General features: G+C 66.6%; 24 protein-coding genes and 2 tRNA genes. 4 read left to right on the top strand and 22 right to left on the bottom strand.

Annotation, left to right across the window (positions count from 1 at the left end; all coding sequences use genetic code 11):
• The first annotated feature begins 42 nt into the window (after positions 1-42).
• A complete protein-coding gene (locus BN3560_RS09065; RefSeq protein ID WP_096227794.1) occupies positions 43-1,776 on the top strand; it encodes an FAD-dependent oxidoreductase in 1,734 nt (577 codons plus the stop codon).
• Positions 1,777-1,941: 165 nt separating this feature from the next.
• On the opposite strand, the gene BN3560_RS09060 is transcribed toward BN3560_RS09065, so the two are convergent.
• The 14 genes from BN3560_RS09060 to BN3560_RS08995 form a co-directional block, all read right to left on the bottom strand.
• The gene (locus tag BN3560_RS09060; RefSeq protein WP_096227793.1) at positions 1,942-2,793 is read right to left on the bottom strand and encodes an energy-coupling factor transporter transmembrane component T family protein; all 852 of its coding nucleotides are present in this window, start codon (positions 2,791-2,793) and stop codon (positions 1,942-1,944) included.
• Between the two features lie 76 nt (positions 2,794-2,869).
• Positions 2,870-4,642 carry an MFS transporter gene (locus BN3560_RS09055; protein WP_096227792.1) on the bottom strand — a complete coding sequence of 591 codons (1,773 nt, stop codon included), beginning with the start codon at positions 4,640-4,642 and terminating at the stop codon, positions 2,870-2,872.
• 95 nt (positions 4,643-4,737) lie between these two features.
• Positions 4,738-5,103: a hypothetical protein gene (locus BN3560_RS09050; RefSeq protein ID WP_096227791.1), complete on the bottom strand. Its 366-nt coding sequence runs from the start codon at positions 5,101-5,103 to the stop codon at positions 4,738-4,740.
• 191 nt (positions 5,104-5,294) lie between these two features.
• Positions 5,295-5,546 carry a BAG1 BAG family molecular chaperone regulator 1 gene (locus BN3560_RS09045; protein WP_087189954.1) on the bottom strand — a complete coding sequence of 84 codons (252 nt, stop codon included), beginning with the start codon at positions 5,544-5,546 and terminating at the stop codon, positions 5,295-5,297.
• Positions 5,547-5,744: 198 nt separating this feature from the next.
• On the bottom strand, positions 5,745-6,023 hold the full coding sequence (locus BN3560_RS09040) for a hypothetical protein (RefSeq protein WP_096227790.1): 279 nt from the start codon (positions 6,021-6,023) through the stop codon (positions 5,745-5,747).
• A 213-nt stretch (positions 6,024-6,236) separates the two neighbouring features.
• Positions 6,237-6,821, bottom strand: a complete 585-nt coding sequence (gene rplQ, locus BN3560_RS09035; RefSeq protein ID WP_096227789.1) for a 50S ribosomal protein L17 — start codon at positions 6,819-6,821, stop codon at positions 6,237-6,239.
• Positions 6,822-6,834: 13 nt separating this feature from the next.
• A complete protein-coding gene (locus tag BN3560_RS09030) occupies positions 6,835-7,785 on the bottom strand; it encodes a DNA-directed RNA polymerase subunit alpha (RefSeq protein WP_041239258.1) in 951 nt (316 codons plus the stop codon).
• 29 nt (positions 7,786-7,814) lie between these two features.
• The gene (gene rpsD, locus BN3560_RS09025; RefSeq protein WP_041239257.1) at positions 7,815-8,441 is read right to left on the bottom strand and encodes a 30S ribosomal protein S4; all 627 of its coding nucleotides are present in this window, start codon (positions 8,439-8,441) and stop codon (positions 7,815-7,817) included.
• A gap of 19 nt (positions 8,442-8,460) precedes the next feature.
• Complete coding sequence (gene rpsK, locus BN3560_RS09020) at positions 8,461-8,859, bottom strand: 30S ribosomal protein S11 (RefSeq protein ID WP_041239256.1); 399 nt, start codon at positions 8,857-8,859, stop codon at positions 8,461-8,463.
• A gap of 10 nt (positions 8,860-8,869) precedes the next feature.
• The gene (gene rpsM / locus BN3560_RS09015; protein WP_041239254.1) at positions 8,870-9,238 is read right to left on the bottom strand and encodes a 30S ribosomal protein S13; all 369 of its coding nucleotides are present in this window, start codon (positions 9,236-9,238) and stop codon (positions 8,870-8,872) included.
• 18 nt (positions 9,239-9,256) lie between these two features.
• Positions 9,257-9,370: a 50S ribosomal protein L36 gene (gene rpmJ / locus BN3560_RS09010; protein WP_006363204.1), complete on the bottom strand. Its 114-nt coding sequence runs from the start codon at positions 9,368-9,370 to the stop codon at positions 9,257-9,259.
• 137 nt (positions 9,371-9,507) lie between these two features.
• Complete coding sequence (gene infA / locus BN3560_RS14375) at positions 9,508-9,726, bottom strand: translation initiation factor IF-1 (RefSeq protein WP_009306918.1); 219 nt, start codon at positions 9,724-9,726, stop codon at positions 9,508-9,510.
• A gap of 254 nt (positions 9,727-9,980) precedes the next feature.
• Positions 9,981-10,054 (bottom strand) — tRNA-Gln (locus BN3560_RS09000).
• Positions 10,055-10,118: 64 nt separating this feature from the next.
• Positions 10,119-10,194, bottom strand: a tRNA-Lys gene (locus tag BN3560_RS08995).
• Between the two features lie 300 nt (positions 10,195-10,494).
• Here BN3560_RS08995 and BN3560_RS08990 point away from each other — a divergent pair.
• A complete protein-coding gene (locus BN3560_RS08990) occupies positions 10,495-11,061 on the top strand; it encodes a universal stress protein (protein ID WP_087189959.1) in 567 nt (188 codons plus the stop codon).
• Between the two features lies 1 nt (position 11,062).
• A complete protein-coding gene (locus tag BN3560_RS08985; RefSeq protein ID WP_096227787.1) occupies positions 11,063-12,331 on the top strand; it encodes an MFS transporter in 1,269 nt (422 codons plus the stop codon).
• 139 nt (positions 12,332-12,470) lie between these two features.
• Here the strand turns inward: BN3560_RS08985 and BN3560_RS08980 are convergent, their stop codons facing one another.
• Both BN3560_RS08980 and BN3560_RS08975 read right to left on the bottom strand, forming a co-directional pair.
• Positions 12,471-13,076 (bottom strand): HD domain-containing protein, encoded by a 606-nt coding sequence (locus BN3560_RS08980; RefSeq protein ID WP_096227786.1) that lies wholly within the window; start codon positions 13,074-13,076, stop codon positions 12,471-12,473.
• 242 nt (positions 13,077-13,318) lie between these two features.
• Positions 13,319-14,200, bottom strand: a complete 882-nt coding sequence (locus BN3560_RS08975; protein ID WP_096227785.1) for a putative manganese transporter — start codon at positions 14,198-14,200, stop codon at positions 13,319-13,321.
• Positions 14,201-14,434: 234 nt separating this feature from the next.
• Between BN3560_RS08975 and BN3560_RS14535 the strand changes: the two genes are divergently transcribed.
• Positions 14,435-14,908 (top strand): DUF2510 domain-containing protein, encoded by a 474-nt coding sequence (locus tag BN3560_RS14535; protein WP_331712890.1) that lies wholly within the window; start codon positions 14,435-14,437, stop codon positions 14,906-14,908.
• Between the two features lie 226 nt (positions 14,909-15,134).
• Here the strand turns inward: BN3560_RS14535 and groL are convergent, their stop codons facing one another.
• The 6 genes from groL to BN3560_RS08945 all read right to left on the bottom strand — a co-directional run bounded on the left by groL (position 15,135) and on the right by BN3560_RS08945 (position 21,362).
• Complete coding sequence (gene groL / locus BN3560_RS08965; protein WP_087189963.1) at positions 15,135-16,775, bottom strand: chaperonin GroEL; 1,641 nt, start codon at positions 16,773-16,775, stop codon at positions 15,135-15,137.
• A 41-nt stretch (positions 16,776-16,816) separates the two neighbouring features.
• Positions 16,817-17,104, bottom strand: a complete 288-nt coding sequence (locus BN3560_RS08960; RefSeq protein ID WP_041239244.1) for a co-chaperone GroES — start codon at positions 17,102-17,104, stop codon at positions 16,817-16,819.
• A 510-nt stretch (positions 17,105-17,614) separates the two neighbouring features.
• On the bottom strand, positions 17,615-18,370 hold the full coding sequence (locus BN3560_RS08955) for a response regulator transcription factor (protein WP_096227784.1): 756 nt from the start codon (positions 18,368-18,370) through the stop codon (positions 17,615-17,617).
• Positions 18,367-19,602, bottom strand: coding sequence for a sensor histidine kinase (locus BN3560_RS08950; RefSeq protein ID WP_227153810.1), 1,236 nt, complete (start codon positions 19,600-19,602; stop codon positions 18,367-18,369). Before BN3560_RS08950 ends, BN3560_RS08955 begins: the two co-directional genes overlap by 4 nt.
• 63 nt (positions 19,603-19,665) lie before the next feature.
• Positions 19,666-20,106, bottom strand: a complete 441-nt coding sequence (locus BN3560_RS14730) for a response regulator transcription factor (RefSeq protein ID WP_231897373.1) — start codon at positions 20,104-20,106, stop codon at positions 19,666-19,668.
• Positions 20,076-21,362, bottom strand: a complete 1,287-nt coding sequence (locus tag BN3560_RS08945) for a hypothetical protein (protein ID WP_231897372.1) — start codon at positions 21,360-21,362, stop codon at positions 20,076-20,078. Before BN3560_RS08945 ends, BN3560_RS14730 begins: the two co-directional genes overlap by 31 nt.
• Positions 21,363-21,445: the final 83 nt, after the last annotated feature.

The raw sequence follows: 21,445 nt of genomic DNA, 5'->3' as shown, positions 1-21,445 counted from the left end.
CGGGCGCGCTGGACGCGTTCCGCCGGAGGGAAGGGGTTTCACATGGAGAACGAGAAGACGAGCATGGACCGCCGCAGCTTCCTCAAGGGCGCATTCGCCACGGGCGCCGTGGCTACCGCCGCCGTCACGGGCGTGGGGACGCTCGCCGGCTGCGCTGCGCAGCCGAAGGAGGGCAAGGCGGGCACGTCGGCCTCCGACGGCAAGGCCGCGGGCGGCACCTACGATTTCGAGACGGCGCCCGATCCCATCGCCGAGGGCGACATCAAGGAGACGGTGGACGCCGACGTCGTGGTCATCGGCGCCGGGTTCTCCGGCCTGTGCTGCGCGCTCGCAGCCGCCGAGAACGGTGCGAACGTGGTCATGCTCGAGCGCATGGACCACGTCATCGGGCGCGGCGGCTCCATCTACGCCATGAACTCGAAGCTGACGAAGGAGAAGGGCTACGAGTGCTCCGTCGAGGAAGTGGCCCAGCGCTACAAGCGCATGATGGGCTATCACTCCTACCGCGTGGACGGCCGCAAGTGGATGCTGCACTTCAACCGCTCGGGCGAGGCCATGGACTGGCTCATCGACCGCATGACCACGGCCAGCTCCGTGGGCGGCGACGACCTGACCCCCGTCATGGAGCACTGGTACGAGGACCCGGAGAACATCAACGGCGAGTTCCCCGGCACGCACGAGTTCCTCGACGGGCCCAACGGCAAGGGCCCCGACGACAACCCGCAGCAGGACGTGTGCGCGAACATGGCGCTGTATTGCGAGAAGGCCGGTGTGGACATCCGCTACGAGACGGACGCACAGCAGCTCGTGAAGGACGGCGACAAGGTAGTGGGCGTCGTGGCGAAGGGCAAGGACGGCTACGTGCGGTTCAACGGAAAGAAGGGCGTGGTCATCGCCACGGGCGACTTCGGCCAGGACAAGGACATGCTGGAGAAGTTCATTCCCTGGGCGGCGCACCAGACCGAGTTCGGCGGCATCTGGAACGGTTCGGGCCACAAGATGGCGTACTGGGCCGGCGCCGCCGTCGACAAGAGCGAGACGCCCGCGCCCATGATCTTCTGCTTCCAGTGGCGCTCCATCACGCGCCAGGTGCGCGCGTTCCAGGGCCTCATGGTGAACGAGGACGGCCGCCGCTACGACAACGAGGACAACGTCATCTCGCACGGCGGCCTGGCGCTCATGCACCAGAAGGGCAACCACGCGTTCGCCATCTGGGACGACGACTACGCGAACGAGCCGGGCTGGCAGAACCACCGCTACGTGGACGGCCCGAAGGTGTTCGACACGCCCGACGACGTGCGCGCCTACTGGCAGACCGTGGTGGACGGCCCCGGCACCATCAACATGAACGGCTCGGGCGACATCCCGGTGAAGATGATCAAGGCCGACACCGTGGAGGAGCTGGTGGAGAAGCTGGGCCTGCCGAAGGACGAGACGCTCAAGACCATCGAGGCGTACAACGGCTACTGCGACGCAGGCGTCGACGAGGAGTTCGGCAAGCGCAAAGAGCTGCTGCTGCCCATCAAGAAGGGCCCGTTCTACGGCATAGAGTGCACGCCGTGGTTCCTGTCCACCACCGGCGGCATCCGCTGCAACGAGGACCTGCAGGCCATGAACGCCGACGACGAGGTCATCGACGGGCTGTACTGCCTGGGCTCCACGGTGGGCGACATGTACACGAACTGCTACTCCACGCACTTCCCCGGCCATAACCTGGGCGGCACGTGCCTCACGTTCGGCTACGTGACCGGCCGCAAGCTGGCCGGCGCCGAGTAGGCCGGCCCGGCAACGGCCCGGACGCCATCTCCCTCCCGGCGGCCGGGCCGCAACTTTCAAAAAAAAGCGGCGACCGCTGTGCGGCCGCCGCTTTTTGCCGGGCGGGCAAAGGGCGACAGGCTGGCCGGCGGCGCCCCTTCCGGGCAAGGCCCGTCCGCAAGAGCCCTACAGCAGCACGGCGACGGCGATGCACAGCGCGAGGCCGGCGGCGAGCACGGCCAGGCTGCGGCCCGCAAGGCGACGGTCATGCAGGGAGGTACGATGTGGCTGGGCCCCGTAGCAGCGGGCGTCCATGGCCACGGCCAACGCGTCGGCACGGCGGAACAGGCCCACGAAAAGGGGGATGAGCACGGTCTGCCAAGCACGCAGGCGCTCCCACAGGCCGCCCTCGGAAAACGACGCGCCGCGCGCCTGCTGCGCGTCGTGCACGCGACCGAGCTCCTCGGCCGTGACGGGGATGAAGCGCAGCGCCAGCGAGAACACCATGGCGATGTCGTCCACCGGCACGCGCAGCCGCCGCAGCGGGCGCAGGAAGTCGGCGAGCGCGTCCGTGAGCGCGGTGGACGTGGTGGTGTACGTGACCACGAGGCTGGCTGTGACCAGCAGCACGATGCGCACCGCGAAGAAGCATCCGCGCGCGAGGCCTGCGGGCACGAGACCGAACGACCCGACGAGCGCCACCGGCGGCAGGCTGCCGAAGAGCCCCGGCTCCTGCCCCATCAAGGGCGGCGCCGCCCCCGGAGCGGCCTGGCCCACATCGAAGGCGAACCCGTTGAACACGACCGCGAACGCCGCGAGCACGTACACGGGCACGAGCAGCGCGAAGAACCGCCGCAGGGGAATGCGCGACGAAACCGCCGCCGCCGCGAACAGCGCGCCGCACAGCACCAGCCCCGCCCACGTGTCCACGAGAAACAACATGACCGAGTACATCGCGAGCAGCACGATCTTCACGCGCGCGTCGCACGCGTGGATCGGCGAGGTTCCGGGGATGTAGGAGCTGACGTTGATGCGCATGCTGGCAGTATGCCACAAGTGCCGGCCGCCCGCCGCGCATGGGGTGACAATTCCGCGCGTTCAGCGGAAGGCGCCGTCAGCGACCGCGCCGCGCCTCCGCGGACTCGCCGCTCCCGCGCCCGTGGGACCCGCTATCCTCCCGATAGAGCGCGAGCAGCGCCAAGCCAATCAGCGAGCACGCCCCCACCAGGAGGAACGCTCCGCGGAACCCTTCGTCGAGCGTGCTCTGGAACGTGTCCTCGATAGTCCCCGCCCGCTCGTCGATGGCGGCAAGGTACTGGTCCTCGGCGGCATCGACCGCCTCGGACGGCATCCCGGCGGCCGTCGCCGCTTGCGCTATCTCGGTCTTCGCCAACGTCTTCACGCTGCCGACGATCGTCGTCACGTCCGAATTCTCCATCAGCTGCTGCAGGTCGGGAGGCAGTCCCGCGCCCCCGCCCTCCCCGCTTGCCAGCTGCGCCATCGAAGGCCCGTTCGGCACGTCGGGCAGCACGCCCATGATGCGATCGGGCACGGCCATGCCCGCATGCGCGATGAACGCCACCAGAACGGCCGGGGCCACCGCCGTCCCCACCGAGCGCACGAGCGACAACGTTGCCAGCGCCGAGTTCGACTCGCTCTCCTTCGTCTTCGCCAGCATCATGTAGTTGAGCGGCGTGCCGATGGTGAAGCCCATCCCGATGCCGATAGCCACCAGGCTGACGATCAGCGTCGCCAGGTTCGCGAACCGCGTCGCCACGAGCGCCAGGAACAGCGCGCCGGCGGCCGAGGCGGCAAGCCCGAAGGCCAGCACGGCCTTCACGCCGAACCGATCGATGAGCTTGCCCGATACCGGGGCCCCCACGCCCGCGAACGCCGCGAGGACGATCACCACGTAGCCGCCGCTGCCCGAGGGCAGCTTCAGCACGTTCTCCGCGAACTGCGGGATGAAGATGATCCCCATCAGGATGACGCCCGTGATCACCGACAGCACGAGCGTGACGAGGATATCGCGGTTCCGGAAGTACGAGAGGTTCAGCACCGGGTCGGCCGCCCGCCGCTCGATGAGCACGAACAGCGGCAGCAGCACCACGAAGGCCAGCAGGAACGGCCACACGTCCGTCGACACGAGGGAAGCGCCCACGTTGAAGAAATCGAGGTTCTTCAGGCCGTACAGGAGCGACAGCACCATCGTCACGAGCACCGCGATACCCAAGCCGTCGATGGGCTTCACCTCCTCGGCGCGCGTGTTCGGCAGCACGAACACCCCTGCTGCGACGATAACCGCGCAGATGGGCACGTTCACGTAGAAGATGAACTGCCAGTTCGTCTGGCCGAACAGCGAGAGTATCAGGCTGCCGGCCGATGCGCCGAAGATGTTGGCGATGCCGTAGACGCCGCCCACCAGGCCCAGCGCCAACCCGCGCTTCTCGGGAGGGAACGTGGTGCCGAACTCGGCGGTGGCCACCGGCACGATGCCGCCTCCGCCGATCGCCTGCACGGCTCGCGCGCCCAAGAGCATCCAGAAGCTTCCCACGTCCTGCGCGAGACCGCACAAAAGCGACCCTGCGCCGAACAGCGCGATGCTGACCAGGTAGATGCGCTTGCGCCCCGAGCGGTCGGCCAGCTTGCCCATGACCGGGATGGCCGCCGCGTACGCCAGCGTGTAGATGGTGATGATCCACACGCTCATCTGGTCGGTGATGCCGAGGTCGCCTTGGATGACGGTACGCGCGGGCGTGACGATGCCGGTGTCGAGCGCGCCAATGAACAGGCCCAGCAGGTACACGGCGGCGATGAGGACGAATCCCTTGCCATGACCGGCCCGGACGGTCCGGCTTGGGGAGGGAGATGCAGCGGAAGAACCCATGGAATTGCCTTTCAGACGGCGCGGCCGAGCGGATGGAAAAGAGAAGCCCGCAGCTCATGCTACGGGCTTCGGAGGGGCAGGAGGGCGCGTGGGCGCTACATGCGTTCCTTCATGTTCTCGGCACCCTGCTTGATGTTGTCCTTCGCGTCGGACGCGGCCTCCTTGATGGCCTCGCCGGCCTTGCCGAGCGAATCCTTGACGGAGTCCATGAAGCCCTCGGACTTCTGGTCCTTGCGGTTCTCGTGCTGCTGCGCGCGCATGGCGGCGTCGGTGCTTCCCGTCTGCTGGGCCACCTGATGCTCGCGGTCGGCGGCGGCGTCCTCGGCGCGGCGCTCGTTCACGCCCGCCTTCGCCTCGTGGAACGCGTCCTTCACGTTGTTCTTCACGTCGTGAGCCATGTCCTTTGCGCCGTTCTTCATATCGACGGACGCGTCGCCCGTCTTGTAAGCCTGATCGACCATTTCTGCTCCTTTCGGGAAGGTTCTGTGTCATCCCCATTCTAGGGATGGGGTGCCCGGCGTCGGCTTCCGGGGGAAAACGGCGCCGCAACGGTTCGCGCACAGGGAGCGCAGGATGCACCAGGCGAACCGGAACGGGCGCCCTTCGCGACGCCCGCGTCGCACCGGCGCGCCCGTTGCGCTGCCGGGAACGGCTAGTCGCGCTCGGACGCGTCGTTGGCCAGACGCTCCGTCTCGCCTTCCGCCTCGTCGAAGTCGAACGCGGTGGCGGCGGCCTCCACGGACTCCTTCTCGTTGCCGTCGCCGTCGACGGCCTCGACGTACTCCTCGGCCTCCTGCTTGACGGCACGCTCGATGCGCTCGAGGTCGTCGGCCGCCTCGCGGTTCAGCTCGTCCGCTTCGTCCGCGTCGATGCGGATATCCTCTTTCGTCGTGGTCTCGGCCATGGTTCGGCTCCTTTCGTCGGGAATCCCGCCAGGGGAAGGTAAGCTGTCCAGCCTATTGTAGCCACCGCCCCGACAGGACCGGTTTCCGCACGCTGACGAACGTGCAACGCTTGGATTCGGGACCGGAGACGGCGTCCGACGCATCGGCAGGGCGGCGGCGCGACGCTACCGCGACGAACCAGCAGGGCGGCGAGCCCGTCACTTCCGCGACGCGTTGTGGCGCACGTTGCCGAACAGGTCGATTACGGTATCCCGCACGTGCTCGATGAGCACGGGTATCTCGCGACGCACTTCGACCGCGGCCTGCTGGGAGTGATGCGCCACCTCGCCGGCGAGTCCCTGCGCATGGTCGCCCACGTCGCCGAAAGCGTCCTGCGCGTGCTGCTGCAGCTCGCCCGCCATGTCCTTCATGTGCCATGCCACGTTCATCTTGCCGTCGGTTGCAGGCTTCCCGTCTGCGGGTCCACGGTCTTCCATAGGAGCCTCTTTCCTAGCTGCGGATTGCCGGCGGGCCGCGCCGTGCGCCCGCTCCCCTTTATGGTAGTCCAGCGTGCGGAACCGCCGCGCAACCGCGGGAAAACGCGTTCTTGACGCATTGGTGGCGGCACTGGCCGAGCTTTGGCATACGCAAAAACGGGAGCCCGTGGGCTCCCGTTCGGATGCAGTGCTTATGCGCAGGTCGGGGAAAGGCTACTCGGCCTTCTCCTTCTCCACGGCCTCGGCCTCGGCGGCCTCCGCATTCTCGGCGGCGGCTTCCTCGGCCTGGTCGGCGGCCTCCTCGGCCTTGGCCTCCTCGGCCTCCACCTTGGTCTCCTCGGCCTTGGCCTCGTTGTCGGCCTTCTCGACCTTCTTCGGGGCGGCCTTCTTCGCAGCCTTCTTGGCAGCGGGCTTGGCCTCGTCCTTCTTCGCCTTCACCGGCTCGGTCACCAGCTCCATGATAACCATGGGGGCGTCGTCGCCCTTGCGGGGACCCAGCTTCATGATGCGGGTGTAGCCGCCCTGGCGGTCCTGGAACATGCCCTGCGCGACCTTCTCGAAGATCTCGCGCACGAGCTCCTTGTCGCCCAGCGCCGCAATGGCGAGGCGGCGGGAATGCAGGTCGCCCTTCTTCGCCCACGTGATGATCTTGTCAACGTCGGGGCGGATCTCCTTGGCGCGCGAGTCGATCGTCTTGATGCGGTCGTTCGCCAGCAGCGCGCACACCAGGCTCTTCTTCATGGCCTTGGTATGGCTGGTGTCGGTGCCCAGCTTGCGCCCCTTCTTGTAGTGTCTCATGATCTCGTATCTCCTAAAGCTTCAAATTGAGGTCCATGGAAATGAGCTTGTCCTTCACTTCCTCGATGGACTTCGCACCAAAGTTCCTAATGTTCAGCAAGTCGTTTTCGGAGAACTCGACGAGCTGGCGGACGGAATGGATGCCGGCGCGCTTCAGGCAGTTGTAGGAGCGGACGGAAAGGTCCAGGTCCTCGATCTGCTTGTCCAGCTCGGCATTGGACTCCTGCCCCTCGGGCGCGAAGATGGAAGGAACCTCGCCTTCCTCCTCGTCCACGATGTCGGACAGGCCCAAAAACGCCCCCATGTACTGGTTGATGATGTTGGCGGCACGGCACACGGCCTCGGAGGGCGCGATGGAGCCGTCGGTCTCAACCTCCAGCACGAGCTTGTCGTAGTCGGTGCGCTGACCCACACGGGTGTCGGTGACGTTCAGCGTGCACCGGCGGACCGGCGAGAACAACGAGTCAACGTGGATGACGCCGATGGGGTCCTCGGTGCGCTTGTTGCGCTCCGCGGACACGTAGCCGCGACCCACCCCGATGCGGATCGTCATGTCCAGCTGGCCGCCGTCGGCAACCGTGGCAATGACGTGCTCGGGGTTCACCAGCGTGAACTCGGTGGGGATGTCCAGGTCGGCACCCGTCACCGTGCAGGGGCCCTCGGCGGACACATGGGCCGTGGCCTCCTCGATATCCTCGTTGAGTGCCGAGAACACGAGGCCCTTCACGTTCAAGACGATGTCCGTGATGTCCTCGATGACGCCCTCGGCCGTCGTGAACTCATGCTGCACGCCCTCGATCTGGATGGCGGTGGCTTTCGCCCCGTCCAGCGACGAGAGCAGCACGCGGCGCATGCAGTTGCCCAAGGTGTAGCCGTAGCCACGCTCGAGCGGTTCCACGACGAAACGCGCGACAGTTTCGTTGACTTCTTCCGTTGTTACCGTAGGCCTCATGAACTCTGTCATGTTGTGTAAGCCTCCTTACTATGCCGCGATTATTTCGAGTAAAGTTCGACGATGAGCTGTTCGCGAATGTCCAGATCGATTTGATCGCGTTGCGGGAGAGCAAGCACGTTGCCTTGCAGTTTCTCGATGTCGACCTCGAGCCAGGCCGGCACCTGCACGCGCTCGTTGGAGATGAGCGCGCTCTTGATGACCAGCAGGTCCTTGGCCTTGGGGGCCACGGCCACCAGGTCGCCCGCCTTCACGCGGAACGACGGGATGTCCACGCGGCGGCCGTTCACGGTGATGTGGCCGTGACGCACCTGCTGACGGGCCTCGGCGCGCGACTTCGCGAAGCCAAGGCGGTACACCACGTTGTCCAGACGGCTCTCGAGGATGCGCAGCAGGTTCTCGCCCGTGACGCCCTGCTGGCGGCCGGCGATCTCGTAGTAGTGATGGAACTGCTTCTCCAGAACGCCGTAGATGCGCTTGGTCTTCTGCTTCTCACGCAGCTGCAGACGGTATTCGCTTTCCTTGATACGCTTCTTGCCGGCCTCGCCGGGCGCGTAGTTGCGGCGCTCGATCGCGCACTTGTCCGTGTAGCAGCGGTCGCCCTTCAGGAAGAGCTTCGCACCTTCACGACGGCACAAACGGCAGTCCGCTCCAGTATAACGAGCCATAATACTTCGATCCTTTCAGTTACACGCGACGACGCTTGCGCGGACGGCAACCGTTGTGCGGAATGGGTGTGCAATCCTGAATGCTGGAGACTTCCAGGCCGGCGGCCTGCAGCGAGCGGATGGCCGTCTCGCGACCCGAACCCGGGCCCTTGACGAACACCGCCACCTTGCGCAGGCCATGCTCCATGGCCGTCTTCGCGGCGGCCTCGGCGGCCATCTGCGCGGCGAACGGCGTGGACTTGCGGGAGCCCTTGAAGCCAACCGTGCCGGCGGACTGCCAGGAGATCACATTGCCCTGGGGATCGGTGATGCTCACAATGGTGTTGTTGAACGTAGACTTGATGTGCGCGGCGCCCACGGCGATGTTCTTACGCTCGGAACGCTTGATGCGCGTGCGCACGTTTTTCTTTGCTGCCACTTAAGCTACCTCACTTCTTCTTTCCGCCGATTTGCTTACGAGGACCCTTGCGGGTACGCGCGTTCGTGTGCGTGCGCTGTCCGCGAACGGGCAGGCCGCGACGATGGCGCAGGCCACGATAGCAACCGATCTCCATGAGGCGCTTGACGTTCTGGGAAACCTCGCGGTGCAGGTCGCCCTCCACCTTGATGTTCTCCTGGATGTAGTCGCGCAGCTTGGTCAGATCGTCCTCCGTGAGGTCCTTGATGCGGACGTCGGGATCCACGCCGGTTTCGGCGAGGATCTTTTTGGAGGTGGTCAGACCGATGCCGTAGATGTAGGTCAAGCCGATTTCAACGCGCTTGTCGCGAGGAAGGTCGACACCAACAAGACGAGCCATAGATGATTCTCCTCTTTCCTAGCCCTGACGCTGCTTGTGGCGCGGGTTCTCGCAGATGACGAGCACCTTGCCATGGCGTCGGATGATCTTGCATTTGTCGCACATTTTCTTGACCGAAGGACGTACCTTCATAATCAATTCCTTTCGGTTTATGTGTACCTTAATCTATACATACGCCCAGCCGCAGGCGGTTGTTTTCGTGCTTGCCGTGTGCCGCATGGCACACAAAATGCGCACACCTGGTTCACAGGCCGTGCAGATTCGCGCGCTTACTTGAAGCGGTACGTGATGCGCCCGCGGTTCAAGTCGTAGACGGACAGTTCCACCGTCACCTTGTCCCCCGGGAGGATCTTGATGTAGTGCATACGCATCTTGCCGGAGATATGGGCCAATATCTTGTGGCCATTTTCGAGCTCCACCCTAAACATAGCGTTCGGCAACGCCTCCAGGACGGTCCCCTCGAGCTCGATAACATCTTCTTTGGTCAAAAGTGCTCCTTCAAGCAAATCGTCACTAAACAGCAACCATAGATGATACCAAAAGTTTCGGGGAAAGGGAGAAGAAAATAAACGAGCGCACAACACCAACAAACCCGCTGGTTCGAAGTCACCTGCTTGCCAGGCGTGCGGTTCGATGCCGCGCGGTCCTCGCCGGAGAAACGGGACCGCCAGGTATTCGCGCCAAGCGCAGCCGCCTTGTCGGCTTGGGGTCGCGCAACCTACGACGGCTGCAACCGACCAACTGGCTGGGCCACCAGGATTCGAACCTGGATAGCTGGTACCAAAAACCAGAGTCCTGCCGTTGGACGATGGCCCAGTTTGGTGCGGAGCGCTTGCAACGCGGCGCGTCTTGCCAGGCGCCGTCTGCGCAGACGTTGAAATGGTGGGCCGTGAGGGAGTCGAACCCGCGACCTTGGGATTAAAAGTCCCCTGCTCTACCAGCTGAGCTAACGGCCCACGTCTGCAATGCGCGAGTATCTATTCTAGCCGGGGCGGGTGAGACGGTCAATGAAAATGTTCGCAACACCCGCCTGCGCACGAGAAGAGCGCAGTCTGCGGCACCGCAAAAGGGTGCCCCGGCGAAATGCTGAACGGGGGGCCGGCCAGGCACATTCCGCCTCCCGGTTGAAACGAAGCCGTAACATACGCGCCGCCTCGGCGGTACTACAATCGAGGGGTATGCGTAACCTGCGGCGCTTCCGCGCGGCATCCCCGCCGTCTTCCGCCAGCCCGCCCTCCCGAAAGGCCGTGATAGCCATGTGGTGCTCTAAAGTTCTCGTCGCCTACGACGGATCGACCCCTTCTGCGAAAGCCCTCGATCTCGCCCAGTCCATCGGCGCGCAGGATGAGCGCATCGAGCTGGTGTTCGTGCACGTGCTGAAGCTGTTCGCTCTGGGCACCGGTGCCGAGGGGCCGCTTATCGAGGAGGCGAACCGCGTTCACGCCGCGCTGCAGCAGCTGGCCGAGCGCGTGCCGAACAGGGCCCACGCGCACTTGCTGAAGGGCACGTCGCCGGCCGACCTGCTGCTGAAATGCGCCGAGGACGAGGGTTGCGACCTTATCGTCATGGGCAGCCGCGGCAAGGGCGGCGTGAAGGGGTACCTGGGCAGCGTGAGCTATGCCGTGGTGCAGGGGTCGCCCGTAGCCGTGCTCATCGCGAAGGACGCACCCGGCGCAGGAGCGGCCGGCGGGGCTATGGCAGCCGCGGCGGACGCGCCTGGCGCCGGGGAATCGGCAGCCACGACACCCGCAGCGGAGACCCCGGGCACGGGCTCCCAGGGCGCGAACCTGACCGGCGCACCGAACGACAAGGCGGCGCGCTAGCATGTCGGCTGCAACGCAGGCGAGGCTCTGGACGAAGGACTTCACGCTGGGCACGGCGGTGAACTTCCTGCTCATGGTGAACTACTACGGCCTCATGGTCGTGGTGGCCGACTACGCCATGAAAACCTACGACGCACCCGCAGCCACGGCCGGCCTGGCCGCGAGCATCTTCATCATCGGTGCCCTCGCGGCGCGCCTCGTCAGCGGCCGCATCATGGACAAGGTGGGGCGCAAGCGGCTGCTGGTCATGGGCGCGATCGGCGAGGTGGTGTTCTCGGTGCTCTACTTGGCCGGGCTCGGGTTCGCCCCCCTGTTCGCCACCCGCCTGCTGCACGGCTTCGCTTACGGGGTGTGCTCCACCACCATCGGCACCATCGTAACGGCGCTCGTGCCGGACAGCCGCAAGGGCGAGGGGGTGGGCTACTACATGCTGTCCGTGACCTTGGGAGCGGCCATCGGACCCTTCCTGGGCATGTTCCTCTCGCAAAACGCCGGCTTCTTCCCCTTGTTCGTGACTACAGCCGCCGTAGCCGGCTTGAGCCTTCTGGCCGCCGCTCAGCTGAAGGTGCCCGAGGCGGCGCAGGAGAGCGACGCGGATATCGAGGAGGCTGCCGAGGAGATAGCGCGCGACGAGCGCGACGAGCGTGCCGGCGACTTCCGCGTGCCGCGCTTCGACCTGGGGAACTACCTGGAGTCCAGCGTGCTGCCCATCGGCGCCGTGTGCGCGCTGCTGTTCTTCTGCTACTCCAGCCTGCTCGCGTTCCTCACGCCGTTTGCCGCCGAGAGCGGTCTGGAACAGCCTGCCAGCTTCTTCTTCGTGGTGTACGCCGTGGCCACGTTCGTCACGCGGCCCTTCACGGGAAAGCTGTTCGACCGCAAGGGCGACCGCGTGGTCATGGTGCCGGCGTTCATCGCGTTCATCGTCGGGATGGGCCTGCTGGCAACCGTGTACCGGCCCGCGGCCATGCTCGCGGCGGCGGCGCTGCTGGGCTTCGGCGTGGGCACCGTGCAGGCAAGCGGGCTGGCGCTGGCTGTGCGCATCGCCCCCGACGACCGGCTGGGCCTGGCGAACTCCACGTTCTACATCCTGCTGGACGTGGGCGTGGGCCTGGGCCCGCTGCTGCTGGGCCTGGTGCAGCCAGTGCTGGGCTTCCGCGGCCTGTTCGAGGCTATGTCGCTGGTGGCCATCGTCGCGTTGGCGGCGTACCTGTTCGTCAGCCGCAAGCACGGCACCATGCGGCGCCGGCTGAGGGAAGTGGACGAATCTTAGGGCCTGGGAAGAGCTCGGAAGACCTCCGGCCGCGCGCTTGCCGGCCTCGCCTCTGCCCGAGCGTGCGCCCAAGCGCAAAACGTGCGCCCTCCTGCTGCATCTGCGGCAAGAGGGCGCGAGCGATCTCGGGAGGTCTCCCTTACCCCTCGGCGGGAACGAACGTGTCCTTGTCCGGCGCGAAGGACTGCATGGCCTCGATGGTGCGGGCGAACAGCTCGTCCAGCTCCCAGCCTAGCATCTCGGCTCCACTGCGGATGACGTCGCGGCTCACGCCGGCGGCGAAGCGCTTGTCCTTGAACTTCTTCTTGAGCGACTTCACCTCGAAATCCATGACGCTCTTGCTGGGGCGCATGACGATGGCCGCGCCGATGAGGCCCGTCAGCTCCTCGGTGGCGAACAGGACCTTCTCCATCTGCAGCTCGGGCTTGGGAAGCTCGGGGTTGAAATCCGACGTGTGGCTCTGGATGGCGCGGATGAGCTCGGGCGAGCCGCCGGCGGCCTCGATGTCCTTGGCCGCGTAGATGGTGTGCAGCTCGGGCTCGTCGTCGTGCTCCTCCCAGTCCAGGTCGTGCAGCAGGCCCACGATGCCCCAAAACTCCTCGTTCTCGGGGTCGTACTCGCGCGCGAAGTAGCGCATGGTCTGCTCCACCGTCTCGGCGTGCTCGATATGGAACGGGTCCTTGTTGTGCTCCTGCAACAGCGCGAACGCCTCGTCGCGCGTCATGCCGGCTTCAAGTGCGGTCATGGGCGATGCTCCTCTCGTTTTGCGGTCTGGTCATACTATAGCGGTGAGGGCGCTTCGGATGCCAGAGGCCCATCGGCAATCTTTTTCGGATTCCGAAGAAGATCTGGCCTGGATGTAATATACCGTGCATTTTTGTGCATTTCATTTTCTGCGCTTTGAACTGGTATTATGCACTATCGTTCCAGGTCAGAAGCTTGCACAGAAATGACCGGAATACTGCATTTGCCACCGCGCTTGCGGCCCTAGAACACGATGCCGAGCGCATTCGCAATGAGGCCCCAGAACACGCCCATCGCGTACAGGCCTCCGATGATGGCGACGTTCTGCTTCCAGTGGCGGTTCGTGCGCACGAGCACGAGCAGGCCCACGCCCGCGCTCACCAGCAAGCCGGCGAGCATCGCGCCCGAGCCCAGCACGCCGCTCACGTACAGCTGCGCGATGACCACGCTGGCCGCGCAGTTGGGCACAAGGCCCACGAGCGCCGATCCGAACACCGAGAGCACCGGGTTCGCACTGAGGAACTCGCCCAGCGCGTCCTCGCCTACCACCTCCAACACGCCGTTCAGCACGATGGTGATGATGAAGATGAACACCGTGACCTGCAGGGTGTGCTTGAGCGCGCTCTTGAGGATGCCGCCCTCGCCGTCATGGCAGTGGCAGTGGTCGCGCTCGCACAAGTCGTGGATGTGCAGCGGCGCATCGATGCGCCGCGCGAGGCGCATGCCGGCGTCCACGATGAAGCCCATGACCATGCCCACGACGATCTTCGCGCCGAGAATCTTGAGGATGACGTCCAGCGGCACCTGCTCGGCGATGAAGATGGGCAGCATCTCGTCGGACGTGGAAAGGAACACGGCGAACAGCGTGCCCAGCGTGATGACGCGCCCGGCCCAGAGCGTGGCCGCCACGGCCGAGAACCCGCACTGCGGCACCACGCCCACCACCGCTCCCACGATGGGGCCCGCGGCTCCTGCGCGCTGCACGGCCGCCTGCGCCTTGCCGCCGGTCTTATGCTCGAGCCACTCCATCACCAGGTAGGTGACGAAGAGGAACGGAACGAGGTACAGCGTGTCGGCGACGGAATGCTCCAGGACATGCCCGGCTATGTGCATGAATTCTTCCATAGGTTCGTATTGTAGTCCAACAGGGGCGTTCAAGCCGCGACGTAGCCGAACAGTCACATGGAACCGATGCGTGCGGTCTTTCCGCCGCCGATTGCAACCGGCAATAAACAGGGCGAGGATTCCGCCCGATAGGGGGGGGGGACAACGCCTGACCTCGAGCGCAGGGCGGAGCGTATCGATAAGCAGGCCTATCCGCGTCGAACAGCACGTGCTACGGGGCGGCTATGCGAGCCGATGGGCTATACTGGAAGGCATTACCGCACTTTCATAGACGCCGGGGGAGGCAGCATGGGAACGCAGCAGGCTGGATGGTATCCAGACCCGTCAGGGAACGCGACGAGGCTTCGCTATTGGGACGGCATGCAGTGGACCAACGATTTCGCGGACGCCCAGCCGACGGCTTGCCCCGAGGGAGGCTACCGCGCCCCCGCCTACGGGCAACCCGTCGTCGCTCCCGTTTACTATCCGTCGGCAACGACCGAGAGCGACCGGACGCTCAGGCTGATCGCATTTATCTTCTGCCTCATCTCCACTATCTCGGTGGGATGGGCCATCATCCCGCTCGCTTGGATGATCCCGATGAGCGTCCATTGCTGGGGCGTTTACCAGGGGACAAAGCCGAACACGGTGGCGTTCGGCGTGTGCACGCTCATCTTCGTGACCGTGGTAGGCGGCATCCTGCTGCTCGTGTCGAAGAAGGAGCGCTAGCCGGGCGGGCGACATTTAGCCCCGCCTCCGCATCGCCCTCATCGCACCCGAAGCTGTGGGCGACCCGGCGGCTGGCGTGAAAAGCAACGCGCCGGCCAGAAAACGAAGCGGGGCGGCCCATCGGCCGCCCCGTTCTCCGAGTTAGGGATACGCTGGCCGGGCGCGTAAGCGCCCGCAGCGTCTCAGGTGGTTCCGGCGGCCGGGCGGCTGCCGGAACCGGGGGGTCTTACATCATGCCGCCCATACCGCCGCCGGCACCGGCCATGGCAGCCAGGGCCGCCGGATCCGGGTCCTTCGGGATGTCGTTGATGGTGGCCTCGGTGATGAGGATGAGGGCCGCCACGGAGGCAGCGGACTGCAGCGCGGTGCGCGTGACCTTGACGGGGTCGTTCACGCCCATTTCGATCATGTTGCCGTACTCGCCGTTGGCGCAGTTCAGACCTTCGCCCTTGCCCATGCCCTTCACGCGCTCCACCACGACGCTGCCCTCGAAGCCCGCGTTCTGGGCGATGGCGCGCATCGGGGCCTCCAGCGCCTTGCGGATGATGGCCACGCCGACTTCCTCGTCCTTGTCGACCGACGCGATGTTGTCGAGCGCGGGCAGCGCGTCCACGAGCGCCACGCCGCCGCCGGCGACGATGCCCTCTTCCACGGCCGCGCGGGTCGCCTGCAGGGCGTCCTCGATGCGGGACTTCTTCTCCTTGAGCTCGGACTCGGTCGCGGCGCCCACCTTGAGCACGGCCACGCCGCCGGACAGCTTCGCCAGGCGCTCCTGCAGCTTCTCGCGGTCGAAGTCGGAGTCGACGCGCTCGAGCTCGGCGCGGATCTGGTGGATGCGGTCCTCGATGTTCTTCTTGTCGCCGGCGCCGTCCACGATGAGGGCGGTGTCCTTCGTGACCTTGACCGTCTTGGCGTGGCCCATCATGTCGATGGTGGCGTCGGCCATGGTCATGCCGAAGTCCTTGTCGATGACCTGCGCGCCCGTGACGGCTGCGATGTCCTCCAGGATGCGCTTGCGGCGGTCGCCGAAGCCGGGGGCCTTGATGGCGACGCAGTTGAACGTGCCGCGCAGCTTGTTCAGCAGGATGGTGGCCAGGGCCTCGCCCTCCACGTCCTCGGCAACGATGAACAGCGGGCGGCCGGAGCGCATGACCTCCTCCAGCAGCGGGACCATGTCCTGGATGCTGGTGATCTTCTGGTCGGTGAGCAGGATGTAGGGGTCGGAGAGGACGGCTTCCATCTTCTCCATGTCGGTGGCCATGTACGGCGAGATGTAGCCGCGGTCGTACTGCATGCCCTCGACGATGTCGAGCTCCAAGTCGAACGAGGCGGCGTTCTCCTCCACGGAGATGGCGCCGTCGTTGCCCACTGCGTCCATGGCCTCGGCGATCTTCTCGCCGATCTCGGCGTCGCCGGCGGAGATGGTGCCGACGTTCGCGATCTGCTCCTTGGTGGACACGGGCGTCGCGTCGGCCTTGATGGCGTCGACGATGGCGTCGGTGGCCTTCTGGATGCCGCGGCGGATGCCCAGCGCGTCGGCGCCGGCCGTCACGTTGCGCAGGCCCTCGGACACGATGACGTCGGCCAGCAGCGTTGCGGTGGTGGTGCCGTCGCCGGCCACGTCGTTCGTCTTCACGGCAACCTCGCGGACCAGCTGGGCGCCCATGTTCTCGATCGGGTCCTCCAGCTCCACTTCCTTGGCCACGGTCACGCCGTCGTTCGTGATGGTGGGGGCGCCGTAGGACTTCTCGAGCGCCACGTAGCGGCCCTTGGGGCCGAGCGTCACCTTGACGGCGTTGGACAGCTTGTTGACGCCGGCCGCGAGCGCGCTGCGCGCGTCGGCCTCGAACTTGATCTCTTTAGCCATAGTGTGCCTATCCTTTCAGCGTTAGCTTGGGTTGCTTCGGTTTACGCGAACACCGCGTACAGGTCGTCGGCGCGCAGGATCATGACGTCCTCGCCGTCGACGGTGATCTCGGTTCCGCCGTACTTGCCGTACAGGACCTTGTCGCCTTCCTTGACCGGCACGGGAATGAGCTTGCCGTCCTTGTCGAGCTTGCCCTCGCCCACGGCCAGGACGGTGCCCGTCTGGGGCTTCTCCTTCGCTTCGGTAGCGAGATACAGACCGGATGCCGTCGTCTCCTCAGCCTCGTCCTGCTTGATGATGACGCGATCACCCAATGGTTTCAAGTTCATAACGTAGCCTTCCTTTCGTCCGTCTCTTGTCCGAAACTGGTTGTAGCACGTTTGCTATTTAACCACTCCGTTGCGGTGACTGCTAGCACTCATGGGTAACGAGTGCTAAACATTGCGTTATCATAGCAGCCTCGTTAGCGAATGCAAGCAAAATTGAGGAAATCTCAGTGCCCTTGACTGAGGTTTTGCATAATCGCCACAATTCGTTCGATGGACTCCTGAAAGTTTTTGTGCTTTTGCACAAAAACGGTCTGGGGAGTGGCCGGCGAGGCGGGCGCGGGACGGCGCGGGCGGGGTTGCGAAGGGGCGCGGCGTAGCGCTGCAGCACAGACGCGGGCGGCGCTTGCAGGGCGGCGGGAGCGGGAGCAGGACGATTCTGCAGCGCGAACGAGGCGGCGCGGGCGGGGTTGCGAAGCGGACGCGAGGCGGCAGCACGATCGCTTCGCGGCGCTGCGGTGCAATCGCCGACCGACGGGCGCGGCCGCACATGCCGCCGCGCCGTGACCGATGCTAGCGCTCGCCCGGCCTCACGAGGCCGCCCTCGTACGCCCTCACCACCAGCTGTGCGCGGTCGTGGGCGCCCAGCTTCGCCATGATGCGGGCGAGGTGCGTCTTCACCGTGGCGGACGAGATGAACAGCTCGGCGCCTATCTCGTCGTTCGTCATGCCGCGGGCCACCTGTACCAGTATCTCGCGCTCGCGCTCGGTGAGCGCGGAGAACGCGCTGCCGCCTTCCCCTGCGGCCACGCCGGCACCGGCCGCAGGGCGCATGCGCACGAACGTCTCCACCAGGCGCCGCATCACCGAGGGCTGGATGAGCGCGTCGCCGGCCGCCACCACGCGCACGGCGGCGGCGATGTCGTCGGGCTCGGCGTCCTTCAACAGAAAGCCGCCCGCCCCGGCCGCGAGCGCGTCGTAGACGTACTCGTCGATGTCGAACGTGGTGAGGATGAGCACGCGCACGTCGGCGAGCGCCGGATCGCCCGTGATGGCGCGGGTGGCCTCGATGCCGTTCAGGTGCGGCATGCGGATGTCCATGAGGACCACGTCGGGCACGAGGCGGCGAGCGAGCTCCACGGCCTCCTCGCCGTCGCGCGCCTCCCCCACGATGGAGAAGCCGTCGTACGAGGACAGGATCAGGCGGAACCCGCTGCGCACGAGGTCCTGGTCGTCGGCCACCACTAAGCGCAGAGGACGCTCGCCCGCCGAGCGGACCGGCACCTCCCCCGCCGCCGAGCGCGCCTCTCGCAGATGCCTCTCGATCATGACGCCTCCTTCTCCGCTCCCAGGGGAATGCGCGCCTCCACGCGGAACCCGCCGCGCGGGCGCGGGCCGGCTGCGAACGTGCCGCCCAGAAGCCCCACGCGCTCGGCCATTCCCGCAATGCCGTGGCCGCGCCCGTCCGTCTCGGCCGCCGCGCCCCTGCCGTCGTCCTCTACCGACAGGTTCGCGCCTGTCGGCCCCGTAGCCAGGCGTATCGTCGCCGCATGCGCGCCGGCGTGCCGCACGATGTTCGTCGCGGCCTCGCGGGCGATGCCGTACAGTGCCACGTCCACGAACGCCGGCACGGCGGCGCGGTCGTACCCGCCCGCATCCAGCGCCACGTCCACGCCGGCACGGCGCAAGTAGGCAGCGAGGTCGTCCAGGCGCTCGGTGCCGGCCGTGGGTTCCGTCTCGGCCGCGGGGTCGCCGGCTCGCAGCACGCCTATCATGCCGCGGATCTCCTCGAGGGCGTCCTTCGCCGTCGTGCGCGCAGCGGCGATTGCGAGCTTTGCCGCCGCCGGGTCGCGGTCGACCAGGCGCTCGGCCGCGGCCGCCTGGATGCTCACCGCGGAGAGCGAGTGCGCCGTAATGTCGTGCACCTCGCGGGCTATGCGCACGCGCTCCTCCTCCACGCGCCGGGCCGCCTCCTCCTCGCGCGAGCGCTCCGCCTCGAGCGCGCGCCGCTCCGTCTCCGCCACGTAGGCGCGGTGCGTGCGGTATGCGTAGCCCGCGAGCGCCGCAGCCGCCAGGAGCGCGACGTTCTGGAAGCGCGTGAAGAAGGCGAGGCTCGCCGTGCGCGAGGGCGCGTCGGCGAACAGCACGCCCGCCACGGCCAGGGCGACGGCGACGGCGGCCTCCGTGCGCCCGCGCTCGCAGGCGATGGTGTACAGCGCCACCACGGGGCCCACCACCGTGAGCGAGAAGCCGCGGAACGCGCTCTGCAGCCCCAGGAACGTGATGAGCACGAACAGGAACACGGGCCATGGGAACCGCCTCCGCGCCGCGAGCGGCAGCGTGGTCAGCGCCAGCGCCACGAACACCGACGTGTCGGGCACGACGTTCACGATGCCCAGGTACTGGCGCAACTCCAGGTCGGGGATCACGATGGACGAAGCCGTGAGCATGAGCTGCCCGCAGCCGAACAGGAACGCCGCCAGCATCACGGCGACGTCGACCGCCCAGTCCTTGGGCGCCATCGGGCGGTTGTTCACAAGGAAGTTCTCCATGTCTGCCATGGTACGCGACCCGGCCCCGCCGCGCCATACACCAACCGAGGTAATTGGAGTATCCGAACGCGCCTACCGGGAGCCGGGAGCCTCGCCGCCGCCGTCCGCGCCGCGCTCTTCCTCCACGAGGTCGATGAGCTGCTGGCGGGTGTGGACCTCGAGCTTGGCATAGATATTGCGCACATGGCTGCGCACGGTGTTCTCGCTGACGTACAGCACGCCGGCGATATGAGCTTTCGTGCGGCCGCGCGCCAGATAGCGCATGATCTCCGCCTCGCGCTCGGTGAGGTTGCCCGCTGCGGCCACGGCCGCGCATCGCGCATCGAATGCGTCATCGCCCTCGGCCGCCGCGATGGCCGGGGCAGGCGCCGCCACGGCCGCACCCGCCGGCGCCGAAACCGAGCCCGCCGCATCCGCATCGCCGCGCCGTCGGCGGCGCCGGTCGCGCGACACGAGCACGGCCGCCAGCGACAGCGCGTAGATCACGGCCATGATGACCACCAGGTAGCGCATGAGGTGCTCGCTCTCGCCGAACAGGCCGCCCGGCAGCGAGCCGATGGCGTACCCGCCCAAGAGCGCCGCGGCCAGGCAGACGCGCGCAAGGCACGCGGCCGCCCCCATGAGAACGTAGGGCGACAGGTTCCGCACGTGCGCCGTCTCGGCCACCACATACGTGATGAGCAGCGCAATGAAGTAGTAGCCGCCCAAGAGCACCGTGCTGAAGAAGAGGTTGAACTGCTCGCCCAGAAACGGCAGGAACACCAAGAGCGAGGCGATGATGGCATGAGCACGCGGAACGCCGTGGACACCCGCGGGATGCGCTGCACCACGAACACGACGACGCAGAACGCCAAGATGCCGATGAGCATGCCCACCCCCGACACCGAGCCCGACCCGGCGAACGTGACGGACCCGGCCAGCATGAAGCTGTTGAGCAGCCCGATCACGGCCTCCATGACGCAGAACGCAACGAGCGAGTCTCCCAGCTCCAAGAACGCGTCGCGGTACGATCCGCGCGGCGCGGCCTTCAGATGCCCGCGCGCCGCCTTGCCCGCGCAATCGCCCGCCGCGCCTTTTCCCACCGCCATCGTCACGACCGCGCCGCCTGCCCTCGCGCCCGCCGCACCCGTGCGCAACGCGCGCCGCACGTACCGCGCGCACAGCACCATGACGACCAGGGCCGCACAGCTCGCAGCCGCCCGCGCGCCGCCGGACAGACCCGAGAGCACCGACGACGTCACCATGTTCACCAGCATGCTGAGCGCGATCTGCGTGACGATGGCGCGCGGCTCCTGGCAGGCCAGCACCTCCACCCACACGAGCGACAGCATGACCGACGCCGCCCCGAGCAGCACGCCCGGCACGATGAGCGCCAGATCGGATGGCATCCATGAGAAAACGCCGAACAGGGCGCACAGGCTCGCCGCCACGAACAGCGCCGCGGGCGCCACGTAGGGCATGGACAGCGGGCCCAGCCGCCCGCGCAGCACCAGCGCGATGACGGTGACCGAGCACACGACCACCGAGCAGGCCACCACCACGTTGAAGAACAGGTCGGGGACGAACAGGAACGGCGCCTCCACCGAGGCGAACGCCGACAGGTAGGAGTTGGCGTTCACGCCACGGAACAGCCCGTAGCCCACGATCACCACGAGCGAGAACAGCCGCGGGTCCACCGCGCGCGGCGAAGCGGCCGGCGCTGCGCGCCCCGACCCCTCTGCGCTCGACGCGTGCCCTGCGGCGCGCTTTCCCCTCCCCGCATTCATCATGCGCCCATGATACCGGAAACGCCTGCACGTGCGAGAGGCGAAACCGCAGGATAACGGCAGCAGAAGGCAATATAGCCCGAAAC

Origin of the sequence: Gordonibacter urolithinfaciens (genome assembly GCF_900199375.1) — a bacterium.
Classification (GTDB): domain Bacteria; phylum Actinomycetota; class Coriobacteriia; order Coriobacteriales; family Eggerthellaceae; genus Gordonibacter; species Gordonibacter urolithinfaciens.
The sequence above is the reverse complement of the archived record's forward strand: the minus strand, read 5'-3'. Positions and strand labels throughout refer to the sequence as shown.